Origin of the sequence: Streptomyces hygroscopicus, from assembly GCF_026168105.1 — a bacterium.
Classification (GTDB): domain Bacteria; phylum Actinomycetota; class Actinomycetes; order Streptomycetales; family Streptomycetaceae; genus Streptomyces; species Streptomyces hygroscopicus_D.
Map to the genome: position 1 here is coordinate 43,921 of NZ_LBMW01000028.1, position 16,535 is coordinate 60,455.

General features: G+C 70.2%; 11 protein-coding genes and 5 pseudogenes. 10 read left to right on the plus strand and 6 right to left on the minus strand.

Annotation, left to right across the window (positions count from 1 at the left end):
- Positions 1–88 precede the first annotated feature (88 nt).
- Complete coding sequence (locus AAW14_RS24885) at positions 89–757, plus strand: hypothetical protein (protein WP_265566155.1); 669 nt, start codon at positions 89–91, stop codon at positions 755–757.
- 89 nt (positions 758–846) lie between these two features.
- Here the strand turns inward: AAW14_RS24885 and AAW14_RS24890 are convergent, their stop codons facing one another.
- Positions 847–1,059: a DUF397 domain-containing protein gene (locus AAW14_RS24890; protein ID WP_265566156.1), complete on the minus strand. Its 213-nt coding sequence runs from the start codon at positions 1,057–1,059 to the stop codon at positions 847–849.
- Positions 1,056–1,922 (minus strand): helix-turn-helix domain-containing protein, encoded by an 867-nt coding sequence (locus tag AAW14_RS24895; protein ID WP_265566157.1) that lies wholly within the window; start codon positions 1,920–1,922, stop codon positions 1,056–1,058. The genes AAW14_RS24890 and AAW14_RS24895 overlap by 4 nt, the downstream gene beginning before the upstream one ends.
- A 161-nt stretch (positions 1,923–2,083) precedes the next feature.
- Between AAW14_RS24895 and AAW14_RS24900 the strand changes: the two genes are divergently transcribed.
- From AAW14_RS24900 to AAW14_RS24910, 4 genes and pseudogenes are all read left to right on the plus strand, one after another.
- Positions 2,084–2,599: an ATP-binding protein gene (locus tag AAW14_RS24900; protein ID WP_265566158.1), complete on the plus strand. Its 516-nt coding sequence runs from the start codon at positions 2,084–2,086 to the stop codon at positions 2,597–2,599.
- 85 nt (positions 2,600–2,684) lie between these two features.
- Positions 2,685–4,271, plus strand: coding sequence for a serine/threonine-protein kinase (locus AAW14_RS24905; RefSeq protein ID WP_265566159.1), 1,587 nt, complete (start codon positions 2,685–2,687; stop codon positions 4,269–4,271).
- A 1,240-nt stretch (positions 4,272–5,511) separates the two neighbouring features.
- Positions 5,512–5,823 (plus strand): annotated as a pseudogene (locus AAW14_RS39820) (zinc ribbon domain-containing protein); the annotation flags it as partial.
- A 481-nt stretch (positions 5,824–6,304) separates the two neighbouring features.
- A pseudogene (locus AAW14_RS24910) lies at positions 6,305–6,787 on the plus strand (integrase core domain-containing protein); the annotation flags it as partial.
- A 29-nt stretch (positions 6,788–6,816) separates the two neighbouring features.
- On the opposite strand, the pseudogene AAW14_RS24915 reads toward AAW14_RS24910, so the two are convergent.
- Positions 6,817–7,521 (minus strand): annotated as a pseudogene (locus AAW14_RS24915) (deoxyribodipyrimidine photo-lyase); the annotation flags it as partial.
- A 15-nt stretch (positions 7,522–7,536) separates the two neighbouring features.
- Positions 7,537–9,063: an SDR family oxidoreductase gene (locus AAW14_RS24920; RefSeq protein ID WP_265566160.1), complete on the minus strand. Its 1,527-nt coding sequence runs from the start codon at positions 9,061–9,063 to the stop codon at positions 7,537–7,539.
- 727 nt (positions 9,064–9,790) lie between these two features.
- Here AAW14_RS24920 and AAW14_RS39825 point away from each other — a divergent pair.
- From AAW14_RS39825 to AAW14_RS24930, 3 genes and pseudogenes are all read left to right on the plus strand, one after another.
- A pseudogene (locus AAW14_RS39825) lies at positions 9,791–9,922 on the plus strand (IS110 family transposase); the annotation flags it as partial.
- A gap of 264 nt (positions 9,923–10,186) precedes the next feature.
- On the plus strand, positions 10,187–10,708 hold the full coding sequence (locus AAW14_RS24925; protein ID WP_265566210.1) for a hypothetical protein: 522 nt from the start codon (positions 10,187–10,189) through the stop codon (positions 10,706–10,708).
- Positions 10,659–11,147: a hypothetical protein gene (locus AAW14_RS24930; RefSeq protein ID WP_265566161.1), complete on the plus strand. Its 489-nt coding sequence runs from the start codon at positions 10,659–10,661 to the stop codon at positions 11,145–11,147. The genes AAW14_RS24925 and AAW14_RS24930 overlap by 50 nt, the downstream gene beginning before the upstream one ends.
- A gap of 9 nt (positions 11,148–11,156) precedes the next feature.
- Here the strand turns inward: AAW14_RS24930 and AAW14_RS24935 are convergent, their stop codons facing one another.
- Complete coding sequence (locus tag AAW14_RS24935; RefSeq protein ID WP_265566162.1) at positions 11,157–12,470, minus strand: helicase-associated domain-containing protein; 1,314 nt, start codon at positions 12,468–12,470, stop codon at positions 11,157–11,159.
- A 128-nt stretch (positions 12,471–12,598) separates the two neighbouring features.
- On the opposite strand from AAW14_RS24935, the gene AAW14_RS24940 reads away from it, so the two are divergent.
- Positions 12,599–13,726, plus strand: a complete 1,128-nt coding sequence (locus AAW14_RS24940) for a hypothetical protein (protein ID WP_265566163.1) — start codon at positions 12,599–12,601, stop codon at positions 13,724–13,726.
- A gap of 274 nt (positions 13,727–14,000) precedes the next feature.
- Here AAW14_RS24940 and AAW14_RS24945 read toward each other — a convergent pair.
- Positions 14,001–14,221 (minus strand): annotated as a pseudogene (locus AAW14_RS24945) (ISAzo13 family transposase); the annotation flags it as partial.
- A gap of 654 nt (positions 14,222–14,875) precedes the next feature.
- Between AAW14_RS24945 and AAW14_RS24950 the strand changes: the two are divergent.
- On the plus strand, positions 14,876–16,480 hold the full coding sequence (locus AAW14_RS24950; RefSeq protein ID WP_265566164.1) for an amino acid permease: 1,605 nt from the start codon (positions 14,876–14,878) through the stop codon (positions 16,478–16,480).
- Positions 16,481–16,535 lie beyond the last annotated feature (55 nt).

Below are 16,535 nucleotides of genomic sequence, written 5' to 3' on the forward strand. Positions count from 1 at the left end.
GCGACTGAGCACCCACTTTCTGCGTACAACCCTGTGCGCTGTGCAAGTTGTCCTCTGCGTGAGGTGCAACGGATCTGTAGGGGAAAGAATGAACCACGCGGCGGGCGAGCTCGAGGAGTCTCGGCTCCAGAAGGCCGTCGAGACGATCGTCATCACACCGCAGGCGGCCGCCAAGCTCGTAGACGGTTACCGTGCGACTTTCGAGGCCAAGTTCAAGCGGAAGCCCGAAAGCCTGGAGGACAAGCGCCGGATCGCCGCCAAGATCATAGGCCGGTACGCCAAACTCTCGGCGGTCACTGGGGCGGCCACCGCAGCTCCGAGCGTGATTCCGGGGATCGGGACGGCGGTCGCAGTCCTGGGCGGCGGTGCCGCTGATGCTGCCGCAGCACTCAAGCTCCAGGTCGACATGTGCATGTGTCTGGTCGAGGTGTACGAGACCGAGCTGGGCGATGAGGACAAGAAGCAGCTCGCCTTCGTGCTCGCGTTGGCAAGTTCGGCAGAACAGATGGCGGCGAAGGGCGGCAAGGCAGCGGTCATGAAGATCGCCGAGAAGTTGGTCTACCAGTACCTGCGGGGGCCCGCCCTGGTCACGATCAAGCAGTTGTTCAAGCGGGTGTCCATCACCTTCACCCAGAAGGCGATGGCCAAGGCGATACCCGCCGGCGTAGGCGTCGCTTTCAGTGGCTCGACCAACTACGTCCTGACGAGGGTGGTGGGCAGGGTCGCCGTCGCCGTCCTGGCCAAAGACGTGAAGTAGCGCGGGCGTCTTTCTGCCGCAGCCGACCGGGCAACCCGTGAGGCCCAGCCGCCTGTGCGACTGGGCCCCGCCGGTTACGAAGGTACGGCTCAGAGGGTCTGGTCGGCGGCCAGCCGGACGAGCCCGGCCCACGCCTCGGGGGCGACCGTCAGAACCGGTCCGGAGCGGACCTTCGAGTCACGGATGTGTATGCCGTCGACGGCGGCTGCGACCTCGACGCACTCGCCACCCCCGCCGCTGCTGTAGCTACTCGTGAACCAGGCCGACACCGGCACGGTCGACTCGGTGTGCTGAACACTCATCTCTCTCCCAGCAGTTCCTCGATGAAGGCCAGCGACTCACAGGGGGTGAGCGCCTGTGACCGGAGGATGCCATATCGGGCTTCAAGCTCACGGATCTTTCCCGCACTGGTGTACAGGCGGCTGTCGTCCTGTACCTCGGTGTACGCGATGCGTCGCCCTTCGGCAGTGTCGATCAGATTGAAGGGGCCGCCCAGCCCTGCATGGTCTTCTCGCTCAGTCGGCATCACCTGAATCTCCACGTTGCGGTTCTGCCCTACGAGCAGAATCTGCTCCAACTGCCCTCGGAGTGCCGCCCATCCACCGATTGGCTTGCGCAGCACAACTTCCTCGATGACGAAGCTCAGCAGCGGTGCTGGTCGACGAGTGAAGATGTCTTGCCGCACCGTCCGAGCCGCCAGACGCTGTTCAATGACATCGTCATCAAGTAGCGGGCGCTGCATGCGGAAAACGGCCCTCGCATACTCCTCTGTCTGCAACAGGCCCGGCACCGCATGCGTCGCGTACACGCACAGGCCGACCGCGCCCGCCTCCAACCGCGCCATGTCCCGGAAGAACGCCGGATACTGTGCCCGCCCCACCTCCTCCTTCAGCGCCTTGAGGACGCCTCCGGCGTCCAGCACCTCGTCCGCGCGGTCGATGAACCTCGGCGGGGGAATCCGCCGCCCCTGCTCGAATGACGCGATCGACTGGGCCGCGTAGCCCGTGAGCTTCCCGAACTCCGGCCGTTCCAGGCCCGCCCGTACCCGCAGCAACTTCAACTGCCGCCCGAACGCCGTCACCACGCCCGATCCCGGCTCGTCCTCCGGCCTCGGCCCGGCGTCATCCCGCGCACCCTCGGCCTCGCCCCGCTCCACCGACTCCATCGGCTCCACCGCCTCCCCGGCCCCGTTCCCCGGCCCAACGCGCCCGCCCCGAGCCGGTCACGCGGCGCGCCTCGTACACCTCCCGCCCCGTCGCGTACAACCGGCACGCGACGGCGCGTCACCACTGGTCACGCTACGCCACCGCCGGGAGCGTTGAGGGCATGAACAGTGAGACCGCTGCCCCCGACCCCCTCCCCCGGCCCACCAACCCCACAGGCCACTTCGCGATGCGGTTCAGCTCCACCCCGCGCGGCGCGCGGCTCGCCCGGCGTCTTGCCGGGCAGCGGCTCGACGCGTGGGGCATCCCCTACGACTGCGAGACGCACCACGCGCTGACGCTGATCGTCGCCGAGCTCGCCGCCAACGCCGTCCGGCACGGCCGGGTCCCCGGCCGCGACTTCCACCTCGCGTTGGCCCGCGACGCCACGACCGTACGGATCGCGGTCACCGACACCCGCACCGAAGGCGTACCGGTCGTGGCGACACCCACGGACCTCCGCGACACCGGCCGCGGCCTGCTCCTGGTGGAGCACCTCGCCGACCGCTGGGACTGGCACGCGCGCCGGGACGGTCCCGGCAAGACGGTCTGGGCGGAGTACGTCCTGCCGCCGGCGGCAGGCCGACCGGCCGCCGCACCCTCCTGCCCGCCGTCCACCGCCGCGGCCCTGCCCATGTAGCACCGCGAGCCCTGGACGGCGGATCGACGCAGCGGTCACACTTGACCCCTGACAGTGACTGCTCATCACGCACACCGGGGGCAAGGTGCCGCAGGAGGCGATCTCCGACCGTTACGAACTCCTGGAGGAGCTCAGCCACGGCGGCATGGGCGACGTGTGGCGCGGCTACGACGCCGTGCTCGACCGGCCCGTCGCCGTGAAGCTCATCCGGCAGGCGTCGGTCACCTCCCCGCAGCTGGCCGAGGAGTTCGCCAAGCGCTTCCGCCGCGAGGCCCGTATCACCGCGCGCATCCAGCACCCCGGCGTGCCGCAGGTGTACGACGCGGTGCTCGACGCGTCGTACGAGCGGCTGTTCCTGGTGATGGAGCTCGTCGACGGCGTACCGCTGTCCGCCTACCTCGACCCCGGCCGGCCGCTGCCGGTCAGCTGGGCGGCCGCCGTCGCCGCGCAGGTCGCGACCGTGCTGTCGTACGCGCACGACGTGCCGGTCATCCACCGGGACCTCAAGCCGGGCAACATCCTCGTCGCACGCGACGGCACCGTGAAGGTCCTCGACTTCGGCATCGCGGCGATCCTGCGCACCGACGTCACCAAGCTGACCGCCACCGGCAGCCCCATCGGCACCCACCAGTACATGTCGCCCGAGCAGGTCCGCGGCGGACGCATCACCCCTCAGACCGACCTGTACGCGCTGGGCTGTGTGCTGCACGAACTCCTCAGCGGGCGCCTCGCGTTCGAGGCGGAGAGCGAGTACCTGCTGATGTACCAGCACGTCAACGCCGCTCCCACCCCGCTGCGACAGCTGCGGCCCGACGTCCCCGAGGCGCTGGAGGAGCTGGTCCTGCACCTGCTGCGCAAGGCGCCCGAGGCGCGGCCCGCCGACACGCAGGAGGTGTACGCGCGGCTGCTGCCGTTCCTCCCGCCGCCGGGCCGAGAGCCCGGCGCAGCCGACGCCGGGCCGGTCGGCGCGCCCGACCCGACGGGCGTGTTCCGTCACCCCTTCGCGCCCCGCGCCCGCGCCCAGGCCCCTCAGCCCGGTGGTTCGGCGCCGACAGCCGTCCTCCCGGGGGCCCAGCCGGTGCCCGTCCCCGCCCGGCTGCGCGAGGACATCAAGGAGGCGTACGCCCACTCCGACGCCCTGCTGGAGGAGGAGCGGTTCGCGCAGGCCGCCGAGGTGCTCGGCGACGTCATCGAACGCGCGGCCCTCGCCCTCGGCTCCGAGAGCAAGCAGGTCCTGGCGCTGCGCCGGCAGCGAGCGGCGATCCGCCTCCTCGGCGGCGATTACCGGGCCGCTCTCCCCGAGTTCGACGCCCTCGCCGACGCGTACGCCCGCATCGCCGGACCCACCGGCGAGCAGGCCCGCGCCTGCCGCGCCCAGGCGGCCCGGTGCCGCGCCGAACTCGGCCAGGTCACCGACGCGCTCGCCGCGCTCCAGGGCGTGCTGAACGTCGTACGGGCCGTCGACAGCGACGTGAGCGAGGAAGCCGTGGAGCTACGGCACAACATCGGGATGCTGCTACTCGCCCAGGGCCGGGCCGTCGAAGCCCGGCAGGTCCTCGAACCGCTCCACCAGGACATGTGCATGGTCTTCGGCCCCGAGGACGAGATGACCGTCGAGATCGCCGAGGCACTCGCCGTGATCCGCCTCGGCCTCGACGGATCGGCCTCCTGACCCGATTCCTCCAGAAGCAGCATCGCCGCTCACCCCCCGCCCCGGCCGCCACCCGCACCGCGCTCGACGAGTCCGACAAGCCGGTGCCCGTCAGGACCTGGCGCAACCGCCTGACCCTGAACACCGAGGGCATCCAGCTCCGCTGCGGCCCCGACGGCCGCTGGCACCCCTACGCCCGCGAAACCTCGCGGGCCGCACCGACTGGTGGCCCTGCGCCCCCGCCCAACCCGACCCGCTCGCCGCCCTGACCAGCGCCCGCACCGCCACCGGGCGCTGACGACCGTGGCGTGTGTGCCCCACCTGGTCGCGCGGACCAGGTGGGGACGCCCACAACGAGTGCCCCTCCTCTGCCCGGACCTCCCTTCGGCGGCTCTCGCGCAGGACTCGAAGCTGCGGCAACGGGCCGGGCCACTTCAGAGGTACAGAGTGGGGCCCCACGGTGATCCGTGATCCCGGAGACCACCGCCCGCCCCCATTCCCATCTGCCTGGTGCCCCGCCAGAGACTCGAACCTGGGCCACAACCATCGGCGCCTCCCCATCTGCCGCCAATCGGCCGCGACGGCCCCGTCCCGGCCTCCATCCGACGTCGATAGGCAACGGCACCAGCGCACACCCACCCGGCACCGACACCGCCGACGACGGCCCACAGCACCCCGTTGGCAACGGAATCCGTAGCCGGACACCCACCCCACCTTCTGACAGCACGTCAGCTCTATCCAGCACCGATCCAGCAGGGGGTACGACGACGGGGCCGACCCCGAATGGGCCCGACCCCTCCTGACCTGCATATTTGCCAGATCGTCACGCTGATTCTACGGCCGCCACTAAACGTTGAACCGGAACTCCACCCATTCCCGTCCTGGGCCATGTGGTCTCACCTGGCCCTCTATGTGCGCATCGCCCTCGGCGCGGATTCAGCCACCGAGCCCGTTCCACAAGGGCCCCGGTCGACACAGGACGACAATTCAGCGGTGCGGCATTTCTATAGGGGATGTGCCAGCACCAACGAGTACTCCGGCCCCAGCGCCCGACGGCGCATTCCCCCAGCCCCACCCGAGCGGCACTCGATCACGGACATCCCTAGGAGCATCCACGTAGACCTCCCCCAGGAACCACCCGAGGTGACCGGGCCCGTCGCCGCCGCCCTCTGCAGCTCCTTCAAACCATGATCGCCCCTACCCCCGCTACACCGGCCACGAGGTCTGGAACAAACAACGCAAGGAAGAACGCCTCCTCGACATCGACGACGTCGCCCTCGACCACCGCACCACCATGACCCACAACCCCAGCGATGAATGGATCTGGTCCAACGACCCCGCACACGACCCGCTCATCACCACCGAACTCTTCGAAGCCGCCCAGCGCGCCCGCAGGCAGCGCGCACGCGCCTACCAACGGCAGGAACGGCCCAACCGGCGAAGCGGCCGGCGGCCCTACGTCCTGCGAGGACGGGTGAAGTGCACTCTGTGCGGACGGAAGATGCAGCCCTCTTCGATCCGTGACCGCGTCTACTACCGATGCGAGTACAAGGAACAGGAAGCAGCGCTATACCCCGGGCTCGACCACCCCCGCACCATCAACCTGCGCGAAGACATCGTGTGCCGGGCACTGGATGCACGGATCGCCCGCGCCTTCGTCACAAAGCGGCTCACCGCCACGATCACTGCACTCAGCCAGGCCAGCATCGCGACAAGCGCGGCGCAGCCCCAAACACCCGAGCAGGCCCAAGCCCGCCAAGCGATCAAGGAATGCGAGCGGCGTCTTGTCCGCTATCAGGCCGCCCTCGACTCCGGAGCCGACCCAGCCGTCGTCACCCAGTGGATCAACGATGCGCAACGTGACAAAGAAGCGGCGCAGAAGAAGCTCGACGCACTGCCCACCGTCACCCGGAAGAAGGAACCACCCCTCACGGCCGACCAGATTCGGGAGATCACTGACAGACTCGGAAACATCGCACAACGTATCCAAGCCGCCGACGCCGAGAAGAAAGAGCCTCTCTACGAGGCCCTGGGCATCACGATCACCTACGAAAACACAACGAGGACCGATCCTCGGTGCCACCGCGCACCCGACCGCCAACTGGATCGTGCAGCTCGGGCGCACCCTCCTCATGGACCTGGAGGACGCCGGCAGCCGGGCCAGATTCTTGATCCGCGACCGAGACTCGAAGTTCACCGCCACCTTCGACGCCCTCATGGCCGACACCGGGCCGAAGGTCATCACCACCGGCATCCAAATACCGCGGATGAACTTCATCATGGAGCGCTGGATACAGACCTGCCGGCGCGAACTCCTGGACCGCACCCTGATCTGGAACCCCAGGCACCTCCTCCACGTGCTCCGCGAGTTCGAGACCTTCTACAACGGACACCGCCCGCACCGAGCCCTGGGCCAAGCCGCTCCCCTTCGCCCACTCCCCCACCCGATCAGCGAACCGGGGAACACCAGACACCTGGAGATCCGCCGACGAAACCGACTCGGCGGAACCCTCCACGAGTACCACCATGCCGCGTGACCAGGCCGGACGATTTATCGGCACCCGCAGGAGAGCCGGGAGGTCGCGTCGGCGGCCAGGTCGTCGTGCCGGTCGGCGTACGCGGACAGCGGGCCCGCCAGCCATGACCGCAGCCTGCGACGGGCCTCGGATTCCCCGCCGGCGGGCAGGCCCGGCGAGGTGGAACCCGACGTGAGGGACTCTGCGCGAGGAAGGCCGGCCGAGCCCGCGTCCGGTAGCCGTACGACGTCCGGTGCGGGCAGGACGCCGCGCACGGAGAAGCTCTCCCATCGGCGGAAGTACGGGGTGAAGACGGCGAAGTGGCTCTTGCCCGCCGGTGTCAGTCCCCCCGGCGGTACGACCGTCAACGAGGCGTCGTGGACACGTAGTTCCCGTCGGTCGCCGGCCAGCTCCGCGCGCAGCCGGTCCTCGCGCCGTACCGCGTAGCGGCTCACCCCGCCCGCGATGTGCACCACGGTGGCCCCGGTCTCCGCCGCCACCTGGCAGGTCTCCTCGACCACGTCGCCGACGCGCGCCACCAGCCGGCCGCCCCGAGTCCTCAGGGTCATGTCGAGGTCGGCAAGGCTGTCGGCGAGGAACGCCGCGCGGTTGGGTCCGGCGAAGCCGGTGCGGCGGATGCCGGTGTCGACGACGAAGAGCGGGACCACACGTTCGGCATCCTTCAGCGCGGCCTGGAGGACCGGGTTGTCGTGCACCCGCAGGTCGGCGGTGAACAGGGCGACCCAGACGCGCACGGTTCCTCGAGCCCCTCAGTGAGTGCGAGCCGGTTCGGGGGCGGCCGATTCGGCCGCGGCGGCGATGTTGCGGGCCATGCCGCCGAAGACCGCGGCGTGGAAGGGGGCCACGCCCCACCAGTAGGCGTGCCCGGCCAGGCCGTGCGGGTGAAACAGGGCCCGCTGCCGGTACACCGTGCGTCCCTGTGGGTCCCGGTCGACGGCCATCTCCAGCCAGGCCAGGCCAGGCAGCCGCATCTCCGCGCGCAGCCGGAGCAGCCGGCCCGGCTCGATCTCCTCCACGCGCCAGAAGTCCAGGCTGTCGCCGACCCGCAGCCGGGTCGCGTCCCGGCGGCCCCGGCGCAGACCGACACCGCCCACGAGGGTGTCCAGCCAGCCCCGCAGGGACCAGGCCAGCGGCGAGGAATACCAGCCGTTCTCGCCGCCGATCGCCTCCACCACCCGCCACAGCGCCTGCGGCGACGCCGCGACCGTGCGCTCGCGGCGATCCGTGTAGAGGCTCCCGCCCGCCCAGTCGGGGTCGGTGGGCAGCGGGTCGCTGGGGGCGAGGGGAGTTGAGGCCGAGGACCATCTGGTGGCGACCTCCGCGTCCTGCACGCGCCTGAGAGCCAGCCGGATCGCCCGGTCGAGGGAGACCGGTCCCTCCGGCGGGTCCGGCACGTAACGGACGATGTCCCGCTCGGCGCAGATCACCTCGTGCTTCAGCGACTCGACCAGCGGGCGCGCGAGGGCGCCCGGCACCGGGGTGACCAGACCGACCCAGAGACTGGACAGTCGGGGTGTGAGCAGCGGAACGGGGACGACGACGCGTTTCGGTAGCCCGGCGACGACGGCGTACCGCCCCATCATCTCCTCGTACGTGACGATGTCCGGTCCGCCGATGTCGAAGGCGCGGTTCACGTCGTAGGGCAGCCTCGCGCATCCCACGAGGAAGCGCAGCACGTCGCGGACGGCGATGGGCTGGATGCGGGTGCGCACCCAGCTCGGGGTCACCATCAAAGGCAGCCGCTCGGTCAGATACCGCAGCATCTCGAACGAGGCCGAACCCGACCCGATGATCACGGCTGCCCGCAGTACGGCGGTGGGCACGCCCGAGGCCAGGAGGATGCGGCCCACCTCGGCCCGGGACCGCAGATGGGGTGAGAGTGCGTGCTCGGGTACTCCGGAAGGGCTCAGACCGCCGAGGTAGACGATCCGACGGATTCCGGCGGCACGCGCCTGCTCACCGAAGATCCTGGCCGCTCGCCGGTCCGTCTCCTCGAAGCCCCGGCCGGTGCCCAGCGCGTGCACCAGGTAGTACGCGACGTCGATGCTCTGCATGGCCGCGCGCACGGCCCCCTCGTCCGTCACGTCCCCGCGCACGGTCTCCGCCTGCTCAGCCCACGGATGGTCCCGCAGCTTGCCGGGAGATCGGGCCAGGCAGCGCACGGAATGCCCGGCGGCCAGCAGCTCCGGCACCAGCCTGCCGCCGATGTAACCGGTGGCGCCGGTGACCAGACAGCGCAGCGACCGGTCGTCGTCGGTCATGCCGATCGCACGCATGCCTGTCGAGTGCGCCTTGTCCGGCGACGGCCGACGGACCGGGGGGCAGGAAACGGCATGGCTCTCATGTCCTCCCGGGACGTTCCCCTCCGATGTGCTCTGTCGCTGTTCTCCTGAGCCCATGCTTGGGCCCGAGGACGAGCACCGCAACCTCGCCGGTCCCGGCCTGAGGGTGGTGACCACGGGGTCGGCGCACGCCTGGGTGTCAACCGTGTGGGTCGGTCTCGCGTCGGACGGGGCCAACAGCGGCTCGTCCCGGGGCGTCCCAGGTGTCGGCCGCGCCGTCAGGAACCGAGGCGGCTGAGGACGGCGAGGACGGGTGTGCGGCAGGGGCGTGCCCGATCCGTGCCCGTAAGTGCGGACAACCACGGTCGAGCATGGGCGCTCGCCCTCCTGTACAACGATGCCGGCACAACGAATCCGCGCAGGTCAGCGACTCAGCGCACCTTCGGTGCGCGCCGGGGGCGTAGTAAATGCCGTGGCGCGCGCCGGGGGTGCTTCTGTCTGCCCTGACGTGGGCTGATGCCGGTGCGGGATGCTGGAGGGGTTCGTTCCGGCCGAAACCGATGCCTCTGTGATGCCAGTGAGCTCGCAGGTCAGCGTGGTGATGGGGGCCGTCCACGGGAACCGTGGAGTGTTGCTGTGAGCACGGGCGTCAGAATTCCTGTTCCACCCTGGCCCTCCCGGAACGGCGTACGCGGTTTGCGGTGAGGGAGGGAACAAGGCCGTGGATGTACTGCACGAACGCTGCGCGGGAGTGGACATCAGCAAGAAGGACGCCAAGGTATGCGTCCGCACTCCGAGCACCAAGCGGCGGGGAGCGTTCACCAACCAGACCACGACCTGGGGTTCGACGACGGCTGCTCGGTTGGCTCCTGCCGGACGGCGGCCCAGCCGGCTCGCTCGCCCAGGAGGACGTGGAGCGGTTCTGCTGGTACGAGCTGCCGGTCAAGTGGGTGGCAGAGCCCGCCGAGTACCCGCACATCCTCACCGCCCTCGCCGAACTTCTCCAGGACGCCGGCCGGCCCGGTCCGCGGCCGTCTGCACCTCGGAGGCCACCCGCGAGATCCGCGCCGCATGGCAACACTCGCCTGATCAGGGGCGGGCCGCCTACCGGCGGGCGGTGGACGCCTCCCCGGTGACCCCGCCGGACACCGACCTGCTCACCTGGGGGCCGGTGATGGGCATCGACGAGGCCGTCGCCCGCAGCAACGCCTCCCGGCTGCTGGAGCAGGCGCTGGACGACGGCGCACTGGTGCCCGGCACCCGCGGCTACGCCGCCGCACGCATCGAGCACGTGGAGCGCTGGCTCACAACCCCGCGTCCCGCGCACGATGGACGCACCCCGCTCGATGCCGTCCACAGCGAGCGCCGCCGCACCTGGGCCGAGGCCCCACCCGACGCCCGGCGTCGTCTGCGCGGCACCGTGATGGACCTGCTGAGCGTGGCGCCCGAGACGGCCGCCGACACGGCCGAACCCCTGCGCTGGCTACTGGAGGCGGTAGGCGACGGGGTGACGCTGACCCAGGCCGGCTACCTGCCGCGGACTCTGGTCATCGAGGCCCGCCGAGCGCTACGACTGGTATCTGCCGGGCATGGTGCCGCGCACCGAGTACGACGTCGTTCGCCTCGCCGAACTGCATGAACTGGCCCGCGCGGCTCGGCTGCTCGCCAAGCGGCACCGAAAGCTCGCCCGGACCACCCGCGGCCGACAACACCTCGCCGACCCGGCCCTGCTGCAGGCCGCGGCCGCCCGCGCGTGGTTCGGCGACGGTGTCCGAGCCGAACTCGCCGAAGCCGCCGCAGCGGCCCTGCTCGGCGGAAAACTCACGCTCGACGACCTCACCGCCGCCGTTCACACCCTGGCCGTCGAGGTGTTCACCCTCCCCGACGGCTCCGCGCCACGACGCGACGACACCCGCCACTTCCTGTGGCAGTGGCTGCGTCCCGGCGAGGCCCTCGGCTTCCTGGCATACCGTGACCGCCGCCGCTCCACGATCTCCCTCACTCCCACCGGCCGAGTCGCCGCCCGCACCGCGCTCCGAGAACGTGCCCAGGCCCCGCGGACCGCACCCTGGACGTGAACCTGCCGTTCAGGTTCGGGCGGGCAGTACGCAACCGAGTTTCAGCAGCGCGGCGCGGACGGCCGGCAGGTCGCCGGGGGCCACCATGAGATGCCTTGGGCCGATCCGGGAGCACAGCGCGCCCGCCCTGCGGTCCTTCGCGATCACCACGGCCTGCGCCTCGTCCACGCACTCCAGCAGGTGGCACGTACCCAGATCCCGTACCTTCTCGGCGCGGGAGACGGCGTCGGCCAGCAACGCCGTGACGGTCTGCGGCAGTTCCTCTCCTGTGCTGGTCTCGGCGAGAAAGCGGCGCAGCTCCTCCAGACCTCGGCCCGCGTGGAGGGCCTTCAGCAGGGAGGCGGTGGACAGCGTCCAGACACGGTCGGTGGACCGGGTTGCGAACGCGTCGAGCAGCAGCGCCTCGGCGGGGGCCAGGCCGTCTAGTGCCACAATGTCAAAGTTCGGCAGAACCCTGACCGGGTTCCGCGCCCCGGCGGCGGGCTCCGGGCCCGGTCGGTAGGCGTCGGTGCTCCTCGTCGCGTACGCCCCGAGCGGGTTCAACCGGATGGCGAGCAGCCCGTCGTAGCGGCTGAGCCGCTGAAGCCGGTCGGCACCCCACATGTGGCGGAAGTCGTCCCGGGCGCCGTCCGGGTCGATGTACTGGACGTCAACGAGGCCGAGGGTGGCCGCGTACTCGAACAGCACACACAGGGTGTAGCGGCCCTGCAGCACCGGCCAGTCGTGGTGTCCGTCGTAGCCGAGGCTGCCGTACTGCGCGTCCTCCAGGTACAGCGTCCACAGCGCCCGCTCGGAACGGACCAGGTACGGGTCATGCCCTGCGGTACGCATCGCCTTGAACAGCTCGTCCACCGCCATCCATTCTCCTGGCGGGCAGCACTCGGCGAGCGCCGCACCCACCGCCTTGCGGCGCGGGCCGGCCGCGCTGAGGACGTTCGCCGCGCGCTGCCCCTTGACTGCCTCGATGCGGCTGAACTCGTCCAGTACCCCGTGGCTCAGCCAGCGCCGCCACAGGTGCCGGATCGTCTCGTGGGCGGGCGCGGCCAGCGCCTTGCGGCCCCGCGCGGTCAACTCCAGTCGGCCGCCCGATAGTTCGGCAAGACCGCCAGCCTGGAGCAGCAGCGGCCAGGCGAATGCCCTGACCGCCTCGCCCTCGTAGAAGTCACTGCCGGTGAGGACCTCGCCCAGTGCGCGGAGGGTGGCCGCGGAGGGGCGCTTCGTCTTGTCGCCGCACCGCAGCCTGCCCGCGGCAACCAGCTGCAGCACGGCCGCGAGCTCCGTTCTTGCATCATGCTCCATCGCCCGCTCGGTCCACACCGCCACAGCCCGCTCCTCCCCGTCACGGCTCGCCTCGGCTCACCCTATGGCGTTTGATTGCTGCCTCCGGTCGGCTCCGCTGCCGTGGCCCATCCGCGCCCGAGCCCACCCGCGGCGGCGATAGGGTCCGCCGTGTGAGCGAGTACCAGTACTACGAGTTCCAGGCCCTCGACCGGCCGCTCAGCCGCGAGGAACAGGAGCAGCTGAGGGCCATCTCCACCCGGGCCCGGATCACCGCCACCAGCTTCACCAACACCTACAACTGGGGCGACCTGAGCGCCAATCCGCGCAAAATGGTCGAGCGCTACTTCGACGCCCACCTGTACGCGACCAATTGGGGCACCCACCGGCTGATGCTCCGCCTGCCCAAGCAGACCTTGGCCCTGCCGGCGGTGCGGCCGTACTGTCTCGACCACCACATCGAGGCCTGGACCACCCGCACCCACCTCCTACTCGACCTGACCAGCGAGGACGAGGGCGGCGACTGGATCGAGGGCGCCGACGACTCGCTGTCCGCCCTCATCGGCGTACGCGACGAACTCACCACCGGCGACCTGCGCCCCCTCTATCTGGCCTGGCTCTCAGCGCTCGCCGCCTGGGAACTCGAAGACGACGAAGAGGAGTACCGGACCTGCCCCGAACCGCCCGTCCCGGCCGGGCTCGGCGAACTGACCGCCCCGCAGCGGGCGCTCGCGGATTTCCTGCGCGTGGACGACGACCTGCTGGCAGTCGCGGCCCAGGCCGGTTCCGCCGCATCCAAGAAGCTGACCAAGCCTGCGAAGAAGGAACTCGCCCCGCTGATCGCCGCAATGCCCCAGAAGGAGAAGGACACTCTGCTGCTGCGGCTCGCCCTCGGCCCGGAACCTGGGCTGCACACAGAACTCCTGCATCGCCTGCGCGGCGCCGACGCCCCCACCACAGTCCCCGGGCGCCGGTCCGCCGCCCACCTCCTGGACGCCGCCCACACCCTGCGCACCGAACGCCAACAGCGCGCCGAACACGAACGGGCCACCGCCCGCGCCCGGCATCTGACCGCTCTCGCAGGCGAGGCCGAATCCGTCTGGCAGCAGATCGAGGCGCACATCGCCACCAAGAAGACCAGCTGCTACGACCAGGCCGTCAGCCTCCTCGCGGAACTGCGCGACGCCTACGCCCACGCCCGACAGCACACCGACTTCCACCAGCGCCTGGCCCGCCTGCGCGAGGACTACCAGCGCCGCCCCGGCCTCATCCACCGCCTCGACCGCCACGGTCTCCGATAGGCCGCCTCGTCCCGGCACCGATCGAGCCGCATTGCGCCCTCCCCACCTCAGTGAGGCAACGTGAGCGCCTGAACGTGCACGGCCCCATGGAGCGCTGAGACTCCACGACGATCTCCTTCCTCCGGTTCGCAGAGCCCCGGCCGCGAGGAGTGAGGGTGCTATGGAAGTCGTAGTCGCGGCTGTCGTACCGGATGGGCACTGCCCGGCACTGCTTCCATTTGCTGACGCACCGTTCTGCGGTACTGCCCCGGTGGTAAGGGCTCGCAGAGAAGCAACATGCTGCTTTGATCCCTGTGCGGCTGCCGTTCGTGAGGAGGGCGGTGACGTCAGCGGGCGTCCGGACCTGGCTGTCGAGGGTGTAATGGTGTAGCCGTGGTCGGCAAGGAGGCGCTGGACTCGGCGAATGGCCCTGGTGCGGGTGCTGCCGTTGGCTCCGAAGAGCTGGGCGAGCAGTTCTCGGGTGCCGAGTTTGCGCAGGTAGAGCACGGCGGCCATCGTCGAACAGATCACCGACCGCCCGCGCACCTATCGCGCAGCGTCCCAGGAGCCGACCGCACAGTCCCACCGCAGTGCCGTGCCGGTTCCAGCCAGCGCGAGGAATCGGCATGGCAGCTTGCATCGTCAGCGTTCGACCACCGATCTTCACCCGTTCGGATCAACTTGATGTGTCTCGGTTCATCCTGCCTCCCTGTCTGGGCATTGGGCGTCGTCGCTCAAGGCAGACTCGGCCTCTGAGACCTCTTTCGGCTGCTGCTGCCCGTTCGCGTCTTCTTCCCCCGCCTGACGACCACCGCCTGACCCGGGCACCCGTCAGCGCTCGTGCATGCCCGCGCTGGTGAACCGGACGTGGGCGTAGTCCCAGTGTCCGGCCTGCTTGTTCGGCGACGGGATGGCGAGGAGGCGAGTGGTTGGTCAGCCTCTTCGGCACCCCAGCGACGCTGCCCCTCCGGCGCCGAGAACTGGTCCTGTGTCTCGCGCGGGAGAATCCGCTGCGGGGACACCGACAAAGTGCTGACACACAGTCATACCCGAGGCGCGTCCGCAGATACACGAAGTTAACTTCCCCGACTCGGGTGTGAGACCGGTCCGGCCGACGATCGCAATACCTATCAAGCGACAGGTATCTGTCGACCGATCGGAGGTGCGGCGATGGGCCGGCCCGAACTCCCCCTTGCGCAGGACCCTGGCGGCGGTGGCACGACCGGCCACGCCCACTTCGGCTACCCGCAGGAACTCCGACGCGGCGTAGGCAGCTTCGCGTCGTTCGCCGCGGGCTTCTCCTTCGTGTCGATCCTCACCACCGTCTTCCAGCTGTTCGGCTTGGGCTTCGGTCTCGGCGGCGCGGCGTTCTTCTGGACCTGGCCGCTGGTCTTTGCAGGCCAACTCCTCGTCGCGCTGTGTTTCGCCGAACTGGCCGCACGCTGGCCCGTATCCGGGGCGATCTACCAGTGGTCGAGCCGACTGACCGGCACCACGACGGGCTGGTTCGTCGGCTGGATCATGATCATCGGGCAGGTACTCACGGTCGCGGCGGCCGCGATCGCGGCGCAGGCGGTGCTGCCCGGTATCTGGTCCGGTTTCCAGATCGTCGGCGGCCCGGGTGCCGATCCGTCGGTCGCCTCCCCGACCGGCGCACAGAACGCGGTCCTGCTGGGATGCGTTCTGCTGGTGATCACGACGGTGGTGAACATCCTGGGAATCCGCCAGATGGCCGCCGCCACCAGCTTCGGCGTCACGGTCGAGATCATCGGCGTGCTCGCGCTGGTGCTGATCCTCTTCTTCCTGCCCGAGCGGGGTCCGCAGGTGGTGGCCCACCCCACCGGCTGGGCCGGCCACGGCGGCTACTTCGGGGCCTTCCTCGCGTCCTCACTGATGGCGGCGTACGTGATGGTCGGCTTCGACTCGGCCGGCGAGTTGGCGGAGGAGACCCACAGCCCGCGCCGAACCACTCCCCGGACCATCCTGCGGGCCTTGACCACCTCGGGTGTCGGCGGCGCCTTGCTGATCCTGTCGGGGCTGATGGCGGCGCGCGGCCTGACCGACGGAAAGCTGGCAGCCGGTGGTCTGTCCTGGGTGCTCACCGACCGGCTCGGCGGGGTTCTGGGCCGCCTGCTGCTGTGCTGCGTGGCGGTCGCGGTGTTCGCGTGCACCCTGGCCGTGCAGACCTCCGGGGCGCGGATGATGTACTCCATGGCGCGCGAAGGCGCCCTGCCCTTCCACCGGCACCTCGGCAAGGTCTCGGCCCGCACCGGTACGCCGATCATCACGTCGATCGTGGTGGGCGTCGGCGCCGCGATCGCACTCGTGGTCAACATCCGCCAGTCGGCGATCTTCACCGCCCTGTCCAGCCTCTGCATCGCCCTGCTGTACCTGGCCTATCTGGGCGTGACGGTGCCCCTGCTGGTCACCCGTATCCGGCGAAGGGGCAGCGGGGGGCTGCCGGCGGGCGTCGACGAGACCGGCCGGCCTCTGTTCTCGCTGGGCCGGGGGGGAGTGGCGGTCAACACGCTCGCCGTGCTCTACCAGGCCGGCATGACGGTCAATCTGATCTGGCCCCGTGCGGAGATCTACGACCTCACCGGCGGCACCTGGTGGCTGCGGTGGAGCGCCCCGCTGTTCATCGGGCTCAGCCTCGCCGCCGGTGCCGGTTACTTCCTCGCCCGCCGGCTGCACCGCCGTATCGAGCTGAGGCACGTACCGCACACGCACATCGAGCCGCCCCTGGACACGCAGGCCGTCGCGGAGCCCGCCTGAGGGCCCGTGTGACGCGAGGGGACGCATCGATGACGTACCGACGAAGCGACGACGG